This is a genomic window from Streptomyces sp. NPDC046308 (assembly GCF_055588065.1).
Map to the genome: position 1 here is coordinate 603,110 of NZ_JBVJFB010000003.1, position 16,610 is coordinate 619,719.

Below are 16,610 nucleotides of genomic sequence, written 5' to 3' on the forward strand. Positions count from 1 at the left end.
CGTCTGATCTCCTGATCAGTAGAAGAGCGACGGCAGAACTTTGTCCTCCCGTCCTGTTCCCTCCCCCGAGCCCGGGCGTGCCCGCCCGCGGTCGTGGAGGGTCTCCCACCCGTACGGTCCGCAGCCGTGCGTGCGAAGGAGCCTGCCATGTCGATGCTGCCCTACCTGCGTGCGGCCGTCCGCCCGTCGCTGCGCAAGTCCACCCCCGCCCAGCCCGGCTACGACACCACCCGTGACCCGTCGGCGAGCAGCGCGGTGGTCGACTGCGCCGTGTACCGCGACGGCCGGCGGGTGCTGGGGCCGGCGTGTCTGACGCCGCGTGAGGCGATCCGCCGGGTCCGCGAGGACGGCGGTTTCGCCTGGATCGGTCTGCACGAGCCGACCGAGGCCGAGTTCGCCGGGATCGCCGCCACCTTCGGACTGCACCCGCTGGCCGTGGAGGACGCGGTCCACGCCCACCAGCGGCCGAAGCTGGAGCGCTACGACGACACGCTCTTCACCGTCTTCAAGACGATCCACTACGTCGAGCACGCCGAACTGACCGCCACCAGCGAGGTGGTGGAGACCGGTGAGGTGATGTGCTTCACCGGCCCCGACTTCGTCATCACCGTGCGGCACGGCGGCCAGGGTTCCCTCAAGGGTCTGCGGCACCGGCTCCAGGACGACCCCGACCTCCTCGCCAAGGGCCCCTCGTCGGTCCTGCACTCCATCGCCGACCACGTCGTCGACGGGTACATCGCGGTCGCGGCGGCCGTGCAGGACGACATCGACGAGGTGGAGAGCGACGTCTTCGCCGCCCCCGCCAAGGGCAGTACGCGCGGCGGCGACGCGGGCCGCATCTACCAGCTCAAGCGGGAGGTGCTGGAGTTCAAGCGGGCGGTCTCGCCGCTGCTGCGCCCGATGGAGCTGCTGAGCGAACGGCCGATGCGGCTGGTGGACCCGGACATCCAGAAGTACTTCCGCGACGTCGCCGACCACCTGGCGCGGGTGCACGAGCAGGTGATGGGCTTCGACGAGCTGCTGAACTCGATCCTGCAGGCCAACCTCGCGCAGGCGACCGTGGCCCAGAACGAGGACATGCGCAAGATCACCTCATGGGCGGCGATCATCGCCGTGCCGACGATGATCTGCGGGGTGTACGGGATGAACTTCGAGCACATGCCCGAGCTGCACTGGCGCTACGGCTACCCGATGGTGATGGTCGCGATCGCCGCCTCCTGCTTCACCATCCACCGCGCGCTGCGCCGCCACGGCTGGCTGTAGGCCGGGCGGAGGGACCCCCTACCCTGTCCGCATGACTCTCAGCACGCTCGACCTGGCCCTCGTCGAGGAGGCCACCAAGAAGTCCGGCCTGATCTGGGTCCGCGGCGCCGGGGCGGACCGCGCCCTGTGGCACGCCTGGGTGGACGGCGCGGCCCACGTCGTGGGCGACGGGCCCGGTGAGCAGCCGTTCCCGGGGCTGGCGGACGGCGCGTCGGCCGAGGTGACCGTGCGGAGCAAGGACAAGGGCGGGCGGCTGGTCGCCTGGACGGCGACCGTGCGCGAGCTCCCCCCGCGCGGCGAGGAGTGGGCGGCGGCGGTAGCCGAACTCAAGGGCAAGCGGCTGAACGCGCCCGACTCCGAGGACATGACGGAGCGGTGGGCGCGGGAGTGCCGGCTGCTGCGGCTGGAGCCGGCGTCGGTGCGGTCCGAACTGCCCGGCGGCTCGCTGGCCGCGGCCCCCCTGGCCTCCCCCGCGACCACGCGCCGGCCGATCCCGGCGGGCCTCCCGAAGCTCCTGCTGAAGCGCAGGAAGGCGGCCTAGGGGGCGCCCCGGAGCGGGCCTAGGGCTTCGTCGGGTTCGCGCCCTGGCCGGAGCCCTTCGAGGGGGCCGGGGCGGGCTCGCCGCTCTGGTCCTTCGTCGTCGGCAGCTGGGTGCCGTAGTCGACCGTCTGGTCCTGCGCGGGCGCCTCCAGCGGAAAGGCCTTGCCCCACTCGGCGAGTTCCACCCGGCCGGCGCCGCCCGCCCGCTCCATGAGCAGCGGGTACGGGGTGCCCTCCAGGGACACCGAGAGCTTGCCGCCCTTGCCCGCGTCCGCGGTGACCTGGACCGCGCGGGTGTGCCCGACCTTCGTGTAGGAGCCCTTCGCGAGCTTGCCCTCCAGGCCGAGCAGCCCGTCCAGCAGGACGTCCATGTCGGTGAACCCGCGGAACTGCTTGTACGAGGGGTCGCCCTCGGGCACCTTCACGTACTTGTCGCCGAGCTTGCCGGCCGAGTCGGACTGTCCCCAGAACGCCGCGCTCGCCTTCAGGTACAGCTGCTCGCCCACGCGCAGCAGCTGGAAGGTGTCGTCCTTCGACTTCACCTCGCCGGAGCCGCCGTCCGACTTCAGCCGCATGTCGAGGGTGAAGGACTTGCCGCCGCTCACCAGCGTGCCGGACAGGTGCACCGAGTCGGCGCCCGTGGCGGCCGCCTTCGCCTTCTCCTCGATCTTGTCGGCGGAGAGCTTGCCGACACCGTTCGTGCCCTCGTCGGGGTCCTCCCCGCAGCCCGTACCCGTGACGGCGAGGCCCGCGCACAGCACACCGATGAAGGCGGCGCGGCGCAGCCGCGCGGCAGGGAAGTAGGCGGTCACGTGCGGGTGCCTCTCGTCGGTCGTCTGCGAGCAGCAGGCAGCGTACCCGCCCGTACGCCGCCGCCCGCGACCGCGCCCCGCGTGACGGGGGGAGACCCCGCCGGGCCCCGGGCGGACCGCCCACCAGGACGCTTGCCCGCGGCACGGGCTAGCCTGAGGGCCCATAAGACTGTTGGTCGACGCTCTAGGAGGCGCTCGGATGGCTGCAGGCGCCCCGCGGATCTTCGTCTCGCATCTGTCGGGTGTGCCCGTCTTCGACCCCAACGGCGACCAGGTCGGGCGCGTCCGCGATCTGGTCGCGATGCTGCGCGTCGGCGGCCGGCCGCCCCGGCTGCTGGGTCTGGTGGTCGAGGTGGTCAGCCGGCGCCGGATCTTCCTGCCGATGACGCGCGTCACGGGGGTGGAGTCCGGGCAGGTCATCACCACCGGTGTCGTCAACATGCGGCGCTTCGAGCAGCGCCCCACCGAGCGGCTGGTCCTGGGCGAGCTGCTGGACCGCCGGGTGACGCTGGTCGGCAGCGGCGAGGAGGTCACCGTCCTGGACGTGGCCATCCAGCAGCTGCCGGCCCGCCGGGACTGGGAGATCGACCGGATCTTCGTACGGAAGGGCAAGTCGGGGGCGCTGCGCCGGCGCGGCGAGACGCTGACGGTGGAGTGGTCGGCCGTGACGGGCTTCTCGCTGGAGGAGCACGGGCAGGGCGCCGAGAGCCTGGTCGCCACCTTCGAGCAGATGCGCCCGGCGGACGTGGCGAACGTCCTGCACCACCTGACGCCGAAGCGGCGCGCCGAGGTGGCCAACGCCCTCGACGACGACCGGCTCGCGGACGTCCTGGAGGAGCTGCCGGAGGACGAGCAGGTGGAGATCCTCGGCAAGCTGAAGGAGGAGCGCGCCGCCGACGTCCTGGAGGCGATGGACCCGGACGACGCGGCCGACCTGCTCTCCGAGCTGCCGGAGGACGACAAGGAGCGGCTGCTGACGCTGATGCAGCCGGACGACGCGGCCGACGTGCGGCGCCTGCTGTCCTACGAGGAGAACACCGCGGGCGGTCTGATGACCACCGAGCCGATCGTGCTGCGGCCGGACGCGACGGTCGCGGACGCGCTGGCCCGCGTACGGCAGGCGGACCTGTCGCCGGCGCTGGCGGCGCAGGTGTACGTGTGCCGGCCGCCGGACGAGACGCCCACGGGCAAGTACCTGGGCACCGTGCACTTCCAGCGGCTGCTGCGGGACCCGCCGTTCACCCTGGTCAGCTCGATCGTCGACACGGACCTGCCGCCGCTGCGGCCGGACGCCTCGCTGCCCGCGGTGACCACGCACCTGGCCGCCTACAACATGGTGGCGGTGCCGGTGGTCGACGAGAGCGGCTCGCTGCTGGGCGCGGTGACCGTGGACGACGTACTGGACCACCTGCTGCCGGACGACTGGCGGGAGACGGAATTCCATTCCGAGGAGGCCCTGCGTGGCCAGTGAGCGAGGGCGCTTCGACCGGGGGCGCGGTGAGCAGGCCCGTGAGCGGCGGCGCGAGCAGATCCGGGAGCGGCGCGAGCAGGCCCGGGTGCAGGCGCGTGAGCACGGGCTCACGGCGGAGGCAGCGGAACGTTCCGCCGAGCGTGCGGGGAAGTCGGCCCAGAGCACCGGGTCGAGCGCGCTGACCCGCTCGCGGGTCCGCCTGGACCTGCCGCGCGCGCCGCGGCGCTCGCTGCTGCCCGAGTACGACCCGGAGGCCTTCGGGCGGCTGTCGGAGAAGGTGGCGCGGTTCCTCGGCACGGGCCGGTTCATCGTCTGGATGACCCTGGTCATCGTGGTGTGGGTGCTGTGGAACATCTTCGCGCCGGACGACCTGCGGTTCGACAAGTACCCGTTCATCTTCCTGACGCTGATGCTGTCGCTCCAGGCCTCGTACGCCGCTCCGCTGATCCTCCTCGCGCAGAACCGGCAGGACGACCGGGACCGGGTCAACCTGGAGCAGGACCGCAAGCAGAACGAGCGGTCCATCGCCGACACCGAGTACCTGACCCGCGAGATCGCGGCCCTGCGGATGGGTCTGGGCGAGGTCGCCACCCGCGACTGGATCAGATCCGAGTTCCAGGACCTGATCAAGGAGATGGACGAGCGCCGGCTATTCCCGGCGGAACGTGATGAAGGCGACCGCTGACGGGCTTTCCCGAGGCCTGCTACCGAGCCGTACCATCGGGGCATGGCTACCGACACAAGCTCCGCCGCCGTGCCTGAGCAGGACGCGATCCTGGACGCTCTGGCGACGGTGAACGACCCCGAGATCCACCGGCCGATCACCGAGCTCGGCATGGTCAAATCGGTGGAGATCGGCGACGGTGGCGCGGTCGCCGTCACGGTCTACCTCACGGTGTCGGGCTGCCCCATGCGCGAGACCATCACCAAGAACGTCACCGAGGCCGTCGAGAAGGTCGCGGGCGTCACCTCCGTCGCCGTCACCCTCGACGTGATGAGCGACGAGCAGCGCAAGGACCTGGCCGCCACGCTGCGCGGCGGCACCGCCGAGCGCGAGGTGCCCTTCGCCAAGCCGGGCTCGCTGACCCGCGTGTACGCGGTCGCGTCCGGCAAGGGCGGCGTCGGCAAGTCCTCGGTCACGGTCAACCTGGCCGCGGCGATGGCGGCGGACGGCCTGAAGGTCGGCGTGGTCGACGCGGACATCTACGGGCACAGCGTGCCTCGGATGCTCGGCGTGGACGGCAAGCCCACCCAGGTCGAGAACATGATCATGCCGCCGTCGGCGCACGGCGTGAAGGTCATCTCCATCGGCATGTTCACCCCGGGCAACGCCCCGGTGGTGTGGCGCGGACCGATGCTGCACCGCGCGCTGCAGCAGTTCCTGGCGGACGTGTTCTGGGGCGACCTGGACGTCCTGCTGCTGGACCTGCCGCCGGGCACCGGCGACATCGCGATCTCGGTGGCCCAGCTCGTGCCGAATGCCGAGATCCTCGTCGTCACCACCCCGCAGCAGGCCGCGGCCGAGGTCGCGGAGCGGGCCGGCTCGATCGCCGTGCAGACCCACCAGAAGATCGTCGGCGTCGTCGAGAACATGTCGGGCCTGCCGTGCCCGCACTGCGACGAGATGGTGGACGTCTTCGGCTCGGGCGGTGGCCAGAAGGTCGCCGACGGGCTGACCAAGACGGTCGGCGCCTCGGTACCGGTGCTGGGCTCGATCCCGATCGACGTGCGCCTGCGCGAGGGCGGCGACGACGGCAAGCCCGTCGTCCTGTCCGACCCGGACTCCCCGGCGGGTGCGGCCCTGCGCGCCATCGCCGGCAAGCTCGGCGGCCGCGCCCGCGGCCTCTCGGGCATGTCGCTGGGCATCACCCCGCGCAACAAGTTCTAGCCGGGAGCGGCCCGCACCGGGCCGCGCGGCACGAAGGGCACCGCCGGCCGGCGGTGCCCTTTCCCGTACCCGCCCGCCTACTCGTACGTCGTGAGGTCCGCGATGGCCGAGAAGCCGAGCCCGTACGCGCTCATCCCGCGCCCGTAGGCACCGAGGTGGACCCCGCTGCCGGTCGAGCCGGCCAGCACCCACCCGAACTCGGACTCGCGGTAGTGGAACGGCGTCGGCTCCCCGTCCACCGGCAGCGACAGCGTCGACCAGTCCTCCCCGGCGAGGTCGTCCGCGAGCTCCCACGCGGCCTCGGTCTGCTGGTCGAGCCAGTCGTCGCGCAGGGAGTGGTCCATCTGCCCCGGCCAGCTGTAGGCCAGCAGCCCGGAGCCGGCCAGCCAGGCCGCCGAGGAGACCGAGGTGGCCTCCAGGACGCCGGTGCCGTCACCGCTGCGGCGCAGCGGGTTGCTCGCCACGGTGATGACCACCGCGAAACGCTCCTTCTCGCCGGTCGCGATCTCGCCCCGGGCGGAGGGCTCGTCGCCGTGACCGGTGGAGCCGTGCTCCACGGTCCCGTCGGCGGCGGTGCCGACCTGCATCAGCCAGCGGGGGCCGGTGAAGGCCCCGTCCAGCCCGTACCAGGGAAAGTCTGCGGCCAGGAAGCCTTCGGCCGTCCGCCGGGCGGCCGGCACCGGTGCGGCGGCGTCCTGCGGCTGTGTGTCGGTCTGCGCGTCGGTCTGCGGTTCCTGCGCGGGTGCGGCGGCGGTGGCGGGTGCCTCGGCGGTCTGGGCGCCGACCCGGCTACTGCTCGTCGTCTCCATCTGAGCGGCCTCTCGTTCCGTGGGGTCCGGAACGGCCCTCCCCCTCGCTGGGCTGGGGGGACCCCCTCCCTCGGGCGTCCTGGGTCCGGACAACAGATGGAGGATAGCCACCCGGCCGCCAAACGCCGGGCAGGCCGCGCGTCACGTGGCGTCGGCGTCGAAGCGCGAGCGCTGGTCCAGGTCCGGGGAGGCGGGCTTCTTGAGCAGATCGGGGCCGGTGCCGATGGGCGTGGCGGCGGCCGACGAGGAGGGCGCCGCGGGGGTGGCCCCGTCGCCGTTCACGGCCTCGGTGACGTCGTTCAGCTCCTTGCGGAGGTCGAAGCTGCTGCGGAGTTCCCTGAGGTCCTCGTTCTCGGTCAGCTGCTTGCGGATGAACGTCTTCGGATTCAGGTCCTCGAACTCGAAGTCCTTGAACTCCGGGCCGAGTTCGGAGCGGATGTCCTGCTTCGCGCTGTCCGAGAACGCACGGACCTTCCGGATGAAGCCGGTCACGTCCTGAATGACCTTGGGCAGCTTCTCCGGGCCGAAGACGAGGATGCCGAGCACCACGATCGTGACGAGTTCGAGTGCGCCTATGTCGTTGAACACCTTGCCGCTCCTCGGCTCTCTGTCACTGCGGGCCCGAACACACGGTACCCGGCGTTGTCCACCCACCCATACCCGTGTGCGGCCTCCGTGACGGTTTCACCCGCCCGTCACCCGCCGCTCATGATCCGTTCGCCGATCCGAGGACCACCTGCAGCGTGCGTTCGCGGCCCTCGCGCACCACGGTGAGGGTGAGCGGGTCGCCCGGGCGGTGCGCCCTGATCTTGATGATCAGCTCGTCACCGCCCCGGACGCGCTGTCCGTCCACCTTGGTGATGACGTCGCCGGCCTTGATCCCGGCGCGTGCGCCCGGCCCGTCGGCGACCACGGACGGCTTGCCGTCCTCGCCCTTGTCCCCGACCCGGGCTCCGTCGCCCGTGTAGTCCATGTCGAGCGTGACCCCGATGACGGGGTGCGTGGCGCGGCCGGTGCGGATGAGCTCCTCGGCGACGCGCTTGCCCTGGTTGATGGGGATGGCGAAGCCGAGCCCGATGGAGCCGCCCTGGCGGCTGGGGTCGTCCTTGTCGGCGCCGCGGATGGCGCTGTTGATGCCGACCACGTGGGCCCTGGCGTCGAGGAGGGGGCCGCCCGAGTTGCCGGGGTTGATCGGTGCGTCGGTCTGCAGCGCGTCGACGTAGCTGATGTCGCTTCCGTCGCCCTTGTCGCCGCCCGCGGTGACGGGCCGGCCGGTGGCGCTGATGATGCCGGCGGTGACGGTGTTGGAGAGGTCGAAGGGCGCGCCGATGGCCACCACCGGGTCGCCGACCTTCACGTTCTCGGAGTTCCCCAGGCTCAGCGGCCGCAGGCCCCGTACGCCGCTGACCTTGACCACGGCCAGGTCGTACCCGGAGTCGCGGCCGACCAGCTCGGCGGTGACGCTCTCGCCGGTGCTGAAGGTGACCGCTATCTCCTTGGAGTCGGCGACCACGTGGTTGTTGGTCAGGATGTGGCCCTGCTCGTCGAGGACGAAGCCGGTGCCCGTGCCGCTGCCCTTCTCGCCCCGCACGTGCAGGGTCACCACCCCGGGGAGCGCGGTGGCCGCGATCCCGGCGACGCTCTCGGGTGCGCGGCCCTTGTCGGCGACGGCGGCCTGGGGGAGCTCCAGCCGGGTGCTGCTCTGCCGTTCGGCGAGGACGCCGACGTAGCCGCCGGTCCCGCCGGCGAGCAGGGCCGTTGCGGCGCTGAGGGCCGCCACCTGCCACAGCCGGAATCCGCGCCGGTCCTTGCCGCGGTCCACGACCTGGAGCGGCTGCTCGCCCCAGGGGTCGTAGCGCACCTCGCGGGCGGGCGGTTCCCCCTCCGTCCCGGCCTCACGGCTGGCCGGGACGCGGTCCTCGGCCGCGGGCGCCTGCCACGCCGCCGGGTCCGCCTCTTCTCCGGCTCCCGGGCGCGGGGCGGGCACCGCCCCGGGGCGGCCGTCCGCCGTGCCCTCGGGCCGGCTCCACCACTGTGGAGCCGGGTCGGTCTGCTGCCTGTCGGCCATGGGCGCTCCCCGCGTACCTGTGCGCATGTGCAGCTGATTCAACCAGCTCCGGGGTCAGCGCAGCAGGGAGACCGGACGCGCGGGGCTCGCGGGGGTGGGGTGCACGGGCGGCAGGGGCGTCGCGGCGGTCGACAGGAGGGTCGGGACGGCCGCGGGCGTGGGCATGCGCTCACGGACCGACGCGTCGGTCACGGGGAGGGCGGGGCCGGTCCTGGAGGCGGGCGCGGGGGACTCCCCCCGGACGTTCGGATCCAGGCCCTCCTGCGGCAGCGCACCGCCCAGGGCGAGCGCGGCCAGCGACACGGCTCCGGCGGCGACGAAGGCGAACCGACGGCGCGGCCGGCCCACCTCGTGTATGCGGAAGCCCTGCTGCTGCGGCCGGGCGGCCGGGGGCAGCCCGTACGCGAACGCGTCGAAGGGGTCGGCCGCCGTCGGGCCGGGCGGACCGCCGAGCGGACCGGAGGAGCCGTCGGGGGCGCCGCCCGGGAGCCCCTGCAGCCGCGCCAGCAGCCCCGCGGACAGCGGCGGGGGCGCGCTCTCCACGAACATGGTCTTCAGGCGGCGCTGGGCATCGGCCTCGGCCTTGCACTTGGCGCACGTCGCGAGATGGGCCAGGACCCGCTCCCGTGCGTCGTGCTTCAGCTCCCCGTCCACCAGGGCGGCGAGCCGGTCGCCCAGGTGCTGTTCGGCAGGAGACGGACTGACTTCGCTCACTCGGCTCCGCCCTCTCCCCCGGCGCCGGGGGCACCCATGGACACGCCCGCCAGGGCGCGCTGTTCGGCACGGGCCTCGGGAGACCGGTGCTTGAGCGCCTTGCGCAGGTGCGATCGGCCCCGGTGGATACGGCTGCGCACGGTGCCGAGCTTCACGCCGAGCGTGGCGGCGATCTCCTCGTACGACAGGCCCTCGATGTCACACAGCACCACGGCCGCGCGGAACTCGGGCGCGAGGGTGTCCAGCGCCTGCTGGACGTCCGCGTCGAAGTGGGTGTCGTGCAGGACCTGCTGCGGGGACGGCTCACGGCTCGGCAGCCGCTCGGCGGCGTCGTCGGCGAGCGCGTCGAAACGGATCCGCTGCTTGCGGCGGACCATGTCCAGGAACAGGTTCGTCGTGATGCGGTGGAGCCAGCCCTCGAAGGTGCCGGGCGTGTAGGTGGACAGCGAGCGGAAGACGCGGACGAAGACCTCCTGGGTCAGGTCCTCGGCATCGTGCTGGTTGCCCGTCAGACGGTAGGCAAGGCGGTAGACCCGCGCGCTGTGCGTGCTGACGATCTCCTCCCACGAAGGAGGGGTCCACGCCTGGGAGCCCGCATCGGCGGCAAAGGTCGCGGTGGTTGCGGCGTCGGCGGTGTGGAAGCGGTCAGCAATGTAGGTCACGGATTTCGGCTCACCCGCCGACCAGAAGAGGCGCCTCAGTACGCCCCCACGATCCACAGGCGCAGCCGCACCTCCCCTGTCGGCTCTGGTGGTGTCCAGTGGAGTCCCTACCATAGCCACCCCCTCTGTCAGCTCCGGATAAGCGTTTTTGCAGTATCTTTACGCGAGATTTAGGTCCCGGAGCGGCCGCGGCTGTCGATCTGCCCGGCACCGTCCCTTCTCATCCCGCACACACCCTGCACAACGCCCGGTCCCATCTGCGGGTTCCCGACGTCAGCGGATACAGTCACCGTTGCGCCAACTATGGGGACAGGAGAGGGTCATTACCGGCAACCGGCAGACGAGCTGGGCGTTCGCCGACGCGTTTGTCGCCGAGGACGACGCTCTGCGATGGGCCCGCGACCGGTCCAGGGAAGCGGGCCTGCGCTCCGTCTCCCCCGGTACCGGGGCCGCGCTGCGCCTGCTGGCCGCCACCGCGGACGCCAAGGCGGTCGCCGAGATCGGCACCGGAACCGGCGTCTCCGGCATCCACCTCCTGCACGGCATGCGCCCCGACGGGGTGCTGACCACGGTGGATCCCGAGCCGGACCGGCAGGCCTTCGCCCGCCAGGCCTTCCGCGCCGCCGGCTTCGCGGGCAACCGCGCCCGCTTCATCCCCGGCCGTGCCCTCGACGTCCTGCCCCGGCTCGCCGACGGCGGCTACGACCTCGTCTTCTGCGACGGCGACCCCACCGAGTCCCTCGACTACCTCGCCGAATCGTTGCGGCTGCTGCGCCCCGGCGGACTGGTGTGCTTCGAAGGGGTCTTCTCCGACGGCCGTACGGTCGACTCCGCGGCCCAGCCGGTGGAGGTGCTCCGCGTCCGCGAGCTGCTGCGCAGCGTCCGGGAGAGCCCGGCCCTGGAGGCCGCGCTGCTCCCGGTGGGCGACGGGCTGCTCTGCGCCGTCCGCCGCTGAGCTCCGTACGTCAGCTCAGGAGCGCGAAGGTGAGCGCGGCCGTGCCGCCCAGTACGGTGCCCGCGAGCAGCTGAGCCGGGGTGTGCGCCTTCAGCACCAGGCGGGACCAGCCGACGGCGGCGGCGATCAGGGCCGCGGGGAGCACCGGCGGGCCGAAGACGAGCGCCAGGATCATCACCGTGCCGCCGGCCACCGACATGTGGATCGATATCTGCCAGCCGACCGTGACCAGCAGGGACGACACCAGGCCCACGAGCATCGCGACGACCAGTGCGAAGACCTCCCCGGGCGCGCCGAGGACGTGCAGCAGGGTGATCCCGGCGACGACGGACAGCAGGCTCAGCCCCATCGGGACGAGCCGCTGGCGCCGCACCCTGATGTGCTGGTCGGTCAGCGCCCCCCGGCGGACGCCGAGGACGATGATGCCGATCGGGACCACGCCGCAGAACAGGGCGCCGAGCAGGCCCCAGCCGAGCCCGGTCCACGAGGCGGTGCTGTGCCAGCCGATCAGCAGGAGCAGGGCCACCACCAGGTTCGCCGGCGCCAGCACGTCGGAGAGGACCCGGGCCGCCTTCTGCCGGGGACTGCAGTCGGCGAAGGCGGGCGGCGCGGGCGGGGAGAAGGTCACGGCGTGGCTCCGGAAGGGGATCTGTCCTCGAACACGACACAACGCTGCCCCGGCCGCAGATCGCGGTCGGGGCAGCGCAGAGAATGCAGAAGGTGGAAGTGCTGTCAGCGTCCTCGGGAGGTCAGCCGACGACCTTCTTCAGGGCGTCACCCAGGGCGTCCGCCTCATCAGGGGTCAGTTCGACGACAAGCCGACCGCCGCCCTCGAGCGGTACGCGCATGACGATGCCCCGCCCCTCCTTGGTGACCTCGAGCGGGCCGTCGCCCGTCCGCGGCTTCATGGCCGCCATGCTCGTTCCCCTTCCTGAAACCAGCTCATCGTCAGCCGACGGCCCCGTTCAGGCGCCTAATACCCGGCATCGAACACATTGCTTCCCAGCCATTATCCCGCATGTCAGGACCCGATGACCAACATCACCCGGGAACGCTTGCGCAACGCGCTCGACCAAAACCACTCATTTCGGGGACCCGCCTGCGATACTGCGCCGCCGCACCACGAGAACGGCTCCGGCTTTCTTTGACGCACATCACATGTGCGCGCCGCCTCCGGTCCGCCATGCTGGCCCTTGCACCGGCCGGTACCGGCCGGTAGCCAAGCCCGCGACGAAGGGGGACCCCCTGCCATGGCCGACAGCGTGCTCTACGAAGTGACCGACGGACTCGCGACCATCACGATCAACCGTCCGGACGCGATGAACGCGATGAACACCGAGGCCAAGGTCGCCCTGCGCGACGCGGTCGAGGCGGCGGCCGGGGACACGGCGGTGCGGGCCGTGCTGCTGACCGCGGCCGGCGACCGGGCCTTCTGCGTGGGCCAGGACCTCAAGGAGCACATCGGCAACCTCGCCTCGGACCGCGAGAGCGGCACCTCGCTGACCATGAGCACGGTCGCCGACCACTACAACCCGATCGTTCGGGCGCTCACCGAGATGCCGAAGCCCGTCGTGGCCGGGGTGAACGGCGTGGCGGCCGGGGCGGGCTTCGGCTTCGCGCTGGCGTCGGACTTCCGGGTGGTCGCGGACACCGCCTCCTTCAACACCTCGTTCGCCGGGGTGGCGCTGACCGCCGACTCCGGGGTCTCGTGGACCCTCCCCCGCCTGATCGGCGGCTCCCGGGCGGCGGACCTGCTGCTCTTCCCGCGGTCGGTCAAGGCCCAGGAGGCGTACGAGCTCGGCATCGCGAACCGCCTGGTGCCCGCGGACTCGCTGCACGCCGAAGCCGAGGCCGTGGCCCGCGCCCTCGCCGCGGGCCCCACGGTCGCGTACGCCGCGCTGAAGGAGTCCCTGGCCTACGGGGCCTCGCACTCCCTGGCGGAGGCCCTGGCCCACGAGGACGTCCTCCAGACCCGTGCGGGGGCCTCCGAGGACCACGGCATCGCCGTCCAGGCCTTCCTGGCGAAGCAGCCGCCCCAGTACCTCGGCCGCTAGACGGGGCTCCGCCCCGCACCCTCCCCCAGACTCCGTCCGGGGGGACCCCCCCTCCTCAAACGCCGGAGGGGCTGAATTTGCGCGGCCCAGCCGGAAGGTACGGCACGGCTGGCCGGTGCGGCTCAAAGATCGGGGCTCCGCCCCGGACCCCGCTCCTCAAACGCCGGAGGGGCTGGATTTGGTGCGGCGGGGCTGGATTTGCGTGGGGAGGCCGGATGGTGCGCCAGCACCGGAAGGTTGGTCAGCCGGGGCGGTTGGGGTGGGGGTGGGTGTGTGTCGGGGTGATCCCCGCAGGGTGCCGAACACAACAAGGCTCCGCTCTCCGACCCCTCGTCACGTTCGGCGCCCGAGGAGACGCCCCGGCGCGCACCCGCCCCCGCCCCCAACCGACCCCCACACCCGCCCGGCCGCGCCACAACCAACCCCCCCACACCGCCCCGAGCGGCGCAGCCAACCGGCCCGCCCCCGCCCCAACCGACCCCCGCACCCGCTAGCCCGCGCCGCGACAGGCCCCCACACCGGCCCGGTGCAGCCGACCCGCTCAGCTCGCCGCCAGGCGCGACGCGCAGTCCGCCAAGTGGTCGTTCACGAGCCCGCAGGCCTGCATCAGCGCGTAGGCCGTCGTGGGGCCGACGAAGCGGATGCCGGCCTTTTTCAGGGCCTTGGAGAGGGCGGTGGACTCCGGGGTGATGGCCGGCACCTCTATGACCGTCCGCGGCGCCGGTCCTGGCTCCTCCGGGACGTGGGACCAGATCAGGGTGTCGAGCTCGCCCGGCTCCCATCCGGCGAGGACCTTCGCGTTGGCCAGGGTCGCCTCGATCTTGGCCCGGTTGCGGATGATCCCCTCGTCGGCCAGCAGCCGCTCCGCGTCCCGCTCGTCGAACTCCGCGACCGCCGCGATCTTGAAGTCGGAGAAGGCCCTACGGAAACCCTCCCGGCGCCGCAGGATCGTGATCCAGGACAGCCCGGACTGGAAGGCCTCCAGGCACAGCCGTTCGTACAGGGCGTCGTCGCCGTGGACCGCGCGCCCCCACTCGGTGTCGTGGTAGGCGACGTAGTCCGGCGTGGACACCGCCCACGGGCAGCGCCGCAGCCCGTCCGCTCCGGCCAGTACGCCGCTCACCGCTCACCGCCCTTGCCGAGGTCGACCCGGTCGGTCACCTCCGCCGGGCCGGCCGGGGCGGCGGGGCCGGCGGGGCCGGCCCCCGCGGCGGTCAGCTGCGCGATCCGCGCGTCCCGCTCGGCCAGTTCCGCCGCGAGCCGCTCCAGTACGTCGTCCACCTCGGCCATCCGGTAGCCGCGCGGCGCGACGGGCAGGCGCAGCGCGTCGATGTCGGCCCGTACGACGGGGCGGGTTTCCGGCAACCCGTCCGCCACCCGGTCCGGATCCGCTTCCGGCAGGACGGCTTCCGAGCCGCCCCCGATCACGGCCAGGGTGACCGCCGCCACGACCACGACCAGCGCGATCATCAAGAAGAAGAACACGATCACTCCCCTGAGAGACTCCGGCCACCAGGTTAAGGTCGCAGGGCGAGGCGCGAGGGCCTCCGAAGGAGGAAAGAGCAGGATGCTGCGACTGGGCAGGCGCGAGTTCGACACCCACGAGCCGGTGATCATGGCCATCGTGAACCGGACTCCGGACTCCTTCTACGACCAGGGCGCGACGTTCCGCGACGAGCCGGCGCTGGACCGGGTCGAGCAGGCGGTCGCCGAGGGCGCCGCGATCATCGACATCGGCGGGGTCAAGGCGGGCCCGGGCGAGCACGTGGACGCGGCCGAGGAGGCACGGCGCACGGTCGGCTTCGTGGCCGAGGTCCGGCGCCGCTTCCCGGACGTGGTGATCAGTGTGGACACCTGGCGGCACGAGGTCGGCGAGGCCGTGTGCGAGGCCGGGGCGGACCTGCTGAACGACGCGTGGGGCGGGGTGGACCCCAAGCTGGCCGAGGTCGCGGCGCGCTACGACGCCGGCCTCGTCTGCACCCACGCGGGCGGGGTCGAGCCGCGCACCCGCCCGCACCGGATCGCGTACGAGGACGTGATGGAGGACATCCTGCGGGTCACGGTCGGCCTCGCCGAACGCGCCGCCGCGCTCGGCGTCCGCCGGGACGCGATCATGATCGACCCAGGTCACGACTTCGGGAAGAACACGCGCCACTCGCTGGAGGCCACGCGCCGGCTGGAGGAGATGACGGCGACGGGCTGGCCGGTCCTGGTCTCCCTGTCCAACAAGGACTTCGTCGGCGAGACCCTCGACAAGCCGGTCAAGGAGCGCCTGCTGGGCACCCTGGCCACGACGGCCGTCTCGGCGTGGCTGGGCGCGCAGGTCTACCGCGTCCACGAGGTCGCCGAGACCCGCCAGATCCTAAACATGGTCCGCTCGATCCAGGGCCACCGCCCCCCGGCGGTCGCCCGCCGGGGACTGGCCTGACGCCATCGGCGTCCGCCCGCCGGGGCCTCGCCTGAGGCGACGGCCCCGACGGCGGCGCCGACCCAGTGCTGTGACCGGCAAGGTTCACCCGGTTGCGACGCCCGGCAAACCTTTCCGGCCACAGCACTAGTCGCCGGCCTCCCGGGCCAGTTCCTCGGTGGCGCCGAGGGCGGCGCGTTCGTTCGAGCCCTCGCCGACCTCCTTGCTGACCAGCGTCACCGCCTCTTCCACGTCGTCCGTGACGTGGAAGAGGAGCAGGTCGAACTCGGAGGCCTTGCCCTGCGCGATCACCGTGTTCTTCAGCCAGTCGACGAGCCCGCTCCAGTACTCCGTGCCGAACAGCACGATCGGGAAGCGGGTGATCTTCCGGGTCTGGACCAGGGTCAGCGCCTCGAACAGCTCGTCCAGCGTGCCGAGCCCGCCCGGGAGGACCACGAAGCCCTGGCTGTACTTCACGAACATCGTCTTGCGGACGAAGAAGTAGCGGAAGTTCAGCCCCAGGTCGACGTGCTCGTTCAGCCCCTGCTCGAACGGCAGCTCGATGCCCAGGCCCACGGAGATGCCGTTGGCCTCCCGCGCGCCCTTGTTGGCCGCCTCCATGGCGCCCGGGCCGCCGCCCGTGATCACGGCGAAGCCGGCGTCGACGAGCGCGCGCCCGATCCGTACGCCCGCGTCGTACTCCGGTGAATCCGCCGGAGTACGGGCCGATCCGAACACGCTGATCGCGGGCGGCAGCTCGGCGAGCGTGCCGAAGCCCTCGATGAACTCCGACTGGATGCGCAGGACCCGCCAGGGATCGGTGTGCACCCACTCGGAGGGCCCGGCGGAGTCCAGCAGCCGCTGGTCCGTCGTACTGCCCGCCTGCACCTGGCTCCGCCTCCTCAGCACCGGCCCGAGCTGCTGCTCCTCGGGCCGACGACGAGCGGAACTCTCGGGGTTGCCCATG

General features: G+C 72.4%; 19 protein-coding genes. 8 read left to right on the top strand and 11 right to left on the bottom strand.

Annotated features, from left to right (window positions below; all coding sequences use genetic code 11):
• The first annotated feature begins 147 nt into the window (after positions 1–147).
• Both ACZ6JT_RS16540 and ACZ6JT_RS16545 read left to right on the top strand, forming a co-directional pair.
• On the top strand, positions 148–1,263 hold the full coding sequence (locus tag ACZ6JT_RS16540) for a magnesium and cobalt transport protein CorA (protein ID WP_469210431.1): 1,116 nt from the start codon (positions 148–150) through the stop codon (positions 1,261–1,263).
• Positions 1,264–1,294: 31 nt separating this feature from the next.
• The gene (locus ACZ6JT_RS16545; protein WP_469210433.1) at positions 1,295–1,804 is read left to right on the top strand and encodes a hypothetical protein; all 510 of its coding nucleotides are present in this window, start codon (positions 1,295–1,297) and stop codon (positions 1,802–1,804) included.
• Between the two features lie 19 nt (positions 1,805–1,823).
• Here ACZ6JT_RS16545 and ACZ6JT_RS16550 read toward each other — a convergent pair whose 3' ends face one another.
• Positions 1,824–2,615 carry a hypothetical protein gene (locus ACZ6JT_RS16550; RefSeq protein WP_376619118.1) on the bottom strand — a complete coding sequence of 264 codons (792 nt, stop codon included), beginning with the start codon at positions 2,613–2,615 and terminating at the stop codon, positions 1,824–1,826.
• A gap of 199 nt (positions 2,616–2,814) precedes the next feature.
• Here ACZ6JT_RS16550 and ACZ6JT_RS16555 point away from each other — a divergent pair, with 199 nt between their 5' ends.
• The 3 genes from ACZ6JT_RS16555 (at position 2,815) to ACZ6JT_RS16565 (ending at position 5,974) form a co-directional block, all read left to right on the top strand.
• Entirely contained in the window at positions 2,815–4,086 is a 1,272-nt protein-coding gene (locus tag ACZ6JT_RS16555) for a magnesium transporter MgtE N-terminal domain-containing protein (RefSeq protein WP_469210435.1), read from the top strand.
• Positions 4,087–4,264: 178 nt separating this feature from the next.
• Positions 4,265–4,771 carry a DUF1003 domain-containing protein gene (locus ACZ6JT_RS16560; RefSeq protein ID WP_383563839.1) on the top strand — a complete coding sequence of 169 codons (507 nt, stop codon included), beginning with the start codon at positions 4,265–4,267 and terminating at the stop codon, positions 4,769–4,771.
• Positions 4,772–4,813: 42 nt separating this feature from the next.
• Positions 4,814–5,974, top strand: a complete 1,161-nt coding sequence (locus ACZ6JT_RS16565) for an Mrp/NBP35 family ATP-binding protein (RefSeq protein ID WP_469210437.1) — start codon at positions 4,814–4,816, stop codon at positions 5,972–5,974.
• Between the two features lie 77 nt (positions 5,975–6,051).
• Here the strand turns inward: ACZ6JT_RS16565 and ACZ6JT_RS16570 are convergent, their stop codons facing one another.
• The 5 genes from ACZ6JT_RS16570 to sigE form a co-directional block, all read right to left on the bottom strand.
• Entirely contained in the window at positions 6,052–6,783 is a 732-nt protein-coding gene (locus ACZ6JT_RS16570) for a hypothetical protein (protein ID WP_469210439.1), read from the bottom strand.
• 141 nt (positions 6,784–6,924) lie between these two features.
• A complete protein-coding gene (locus ACZ6JT_RS16575) occupies positions 6,925–7,371 on the bottom strand; it encodes a sec-independent translocase (RefSeq protein WP_469210441.1) in 447 nt (148 codons plus the stop codon).
• 118 nt (positions 7,372–7,489) lie between these two features.
• Complete coding sequence (locus tag ACZ6JT_RS16580) at positions 7,490–8,851, bottom strand: S1C family serine protease (RefSeq protein WP_469210442.1); 1,362 nt, start codon at positions 8,849–8,851, stop codon at positions 7,490–7,492.
• 54 nt (positions 8,852–8,905) lie between these two features.
• Entirely contained in the window at positions 8,906–9,565 is a 660-nt protein-coding gene (locus tag ACZ6JT_RS16585; protein WP_469210445.1) for a zf-HC2 domain-containing protein, read from the bottom strand.
• Positions 9,562–10,341 carry an RNA polymerase sigma factor SigE gene (gene sigE / locus ACZ6JT_RS16590; RefSeq protein WP_327416171.1) on the bottom strand — a complete coding sequence of 260 codons (780 nt, stop codon included), beginning with the start codon at positions 10,339–10,341 and terminating at the stop codon, positions 9,562–9,564. The genes ACZ6JT_RS16585 and sigE overlap by 4 nt, the downstream gene beginning before the upstream one ends.
• Before the next feature lie 178 nt (positions 10,342–10,519).
• Here sigE and ACZ6JT_RS16595 point away from each other — a divergent pair, with 178 nt between their 5' ends.
• Positions 10,520–11,182: an O-methyltransferase gene (locus ACZ6JT_RS16595; protein ID WP_030710037.1), complete on the top strand. Its 663-nt coding sequence runs from the start codon at positions 10,520–10,522 to the stop codon at positions 11,180–11,182.
• Between the two features lie 10 nt (positions 11,183–11,192).
• On the opposite strand, the gene ACZ6JT_RS16600 is transcribed toward ACZ6JT_RS16595, so the two are convergent.
• Together ACZ6JT_RS16600 and ACZ6JT_RS16605 are read right to left on the bottom strand one after the other, a co-directional pair.
• Positions 11,193–11,810, bottom strand: coding sequence for a hypothetical protein (locus ACZ6JT_RS16600; RefSeq protein WP_469210449.1), 618 nt, complete (start codon positions 11,808–11,810; stop codon positions 11,193–11,195).
• 121 nt (positions 11,811–11,931) lie between these two features.
• Entirely contained in the window at positions 11,932–12,099 is a 168-nt protein-coding gene (locus ACZ6JT_RS16605; RefSeq protein ID WP_003966491.1) for a DUF3117 domain-containing protein, read from the bottom strand.
• Between the two features lie 333 nt (positions 12,100–12,432).
• Here ACZ6JT_RS16605 and chcB point away from each other — a divergent pair, with 333 nt between their 5' ends.
• On the top strand, positions 12,433–13,236 hold the full coding sequence (gene chcB / locus ACZ6JT_RS16610) for a 2-cyclohexenylcarbonyl CoA isomerase (protein ID WP_469210452.1): 804 nt from the start codon (positions 12,433–12,435) through the stop codon (positions 13,234–13,236).
• A gap of 541 nt (positions 13,237–13,777) precedes the next feature.
• On the opposite strand, the gene ACZ6JT_RS16615 is transcribed toward chcB, so the two are convergent.
• On the bottom strand, positions 13,778–14,359 hold the full coding sequence (locus ACZ6JT_RS16615) for a DNA-3-methyladenine glycosylase I (protein ID WP_469210453.1): 582 nt from the start codon (positions 14,357–14,359) through the stop codon (positions 13,778–13,780).
• Entirely contained in the window at positions 14,356–14,727 is a 372-nt protein-coding gene (locus ACZ6JT_RS16620) for a DivIVA domain-containing protein (RefSeq protein WP_469210455.1), read from the bottom strand. Before ACZ6JT_RS16620 ends, ACZ6JT_RS16615 begins: the two co-directional genes overlap by 4 nt.
• 76 nt (positions 14,728–14,803) lie before the next feature.
• Between ACZ6JT_RS16620 and folP the strand changes: the two genes are divergently transcribed.
• The gene (folP, locus tag ACZ6JT_RS16625; protein WP_469210457.1) at positions 14,804–15,664 is read left to right on the top strand and encodes a dihydropteroate synthase; all 861 of its coding nucleotides are present in this window, start codon (positions 14,804–14,806) and stop codon (positions 15,662–15,664) included.
• Between the two features lie 126 nt (positions 15,665–15,790).
• Here folP and ACZ6JT_RS16630 read toward each other — a convergent pair whose 3' ends face one another.
• A complete protein-coding gene (locus tag ACZ6JT_RS16630; protein ID WP_469210459.1) occupies positions 15,791–16,609 on the bottom strand; it encodes an LOG family protein in 819 nt (272 codons plus the stop codon).
• Between the last annotated feature and the right edge of the window lies 1 nt (position 16,610).

What these genes read in the sequence shown, in the direction of transcription:
- ACZ6JT_RS16540 (WP_469210431.1), top strand. Translation starts at nt 148, where the DNA reads ATGTCGATGCTGCCCTACCTGCGTGCGGCCGTCCGCCCGTCGCTGCGC.
- ACZ6JT_RS16545 (WP_469210433.1), top strand. Translation starts at nt 1,295, where the DNA reads ATGACTCTCAGCACGCTCGACCTGGCCCTCGTCGAGGAGGCCACCAAG.
- ACZ6JT_RS16555 (WP_469210435.1), top strand. Translation starts at nt 2,815, where the DNA reads ATGGCTGCAGGCGCCCCGCGGATCTTCGTCTCGCATCTGTCGGGTGTG.
- ACZ6JT_RS16565 (WP_469210437.1), top strand. Translation starts at nt 4,814, where the DNA reads ATGGCTACCGACACAAGCTCCGCCGCCGTGCCTGAGCAGGACGCGATC.
- ACZ6JT_RS16570 (WP_469210439.1), bottom strand. Translation starts at nt 6,783, where the DNA reads ATGGAGACGACGAGCAGTAGCCGGGTCGGCGCCCAGACCGCCGAGGCA.
- ACZ6JT_RS16580 (WP_469210442.1), bottom strand. Translation starts at nt 8,851, where the DNA reads ATGGCCGACAGGCAGCAGACCGACCCGGCTCCACAGTGGTGGAGCCGG.
- sigE (WP_327416171.1), bottom strand. Translation starts at nt 10,341, where the DNA reads ATGGTAGGGACTCCACTGGACACCACCAGAGCCGACAGGGGAGGTGCG.
- ACZ6JT_RS16605 (WP_003966491.1), bottom strand. Translation starts at nt 12,099, where the DNA reads ATGGCGGCCATGAAGCCGCGGACGGGCGACGGCCCGCTCGAGGTCACC.
- chcB (WP_469210452.1), top strand. Translation starts at nt 12,433, where the DNA reads ATGGCCGACAGCGTGCTCTACGAAGTGACCGACGGACTCGCGACCATC.
- folP (WP_469210457.1), top strand. Translation starts at nt 14,804, where the DNA reads ATGCTGCGACTGGGCAGGCGCGAGTTCGACACCCACGAGCCGGTGATC.
- ACZ6JT_RS16630 (WP_469210459.1), bottom strand. Translation starts at nt 16,609, where the DNA reads ATGGGCAACCCCGAGAGTTCCGCTCGTCGTCGGCCCGAGGAGCAGCAG.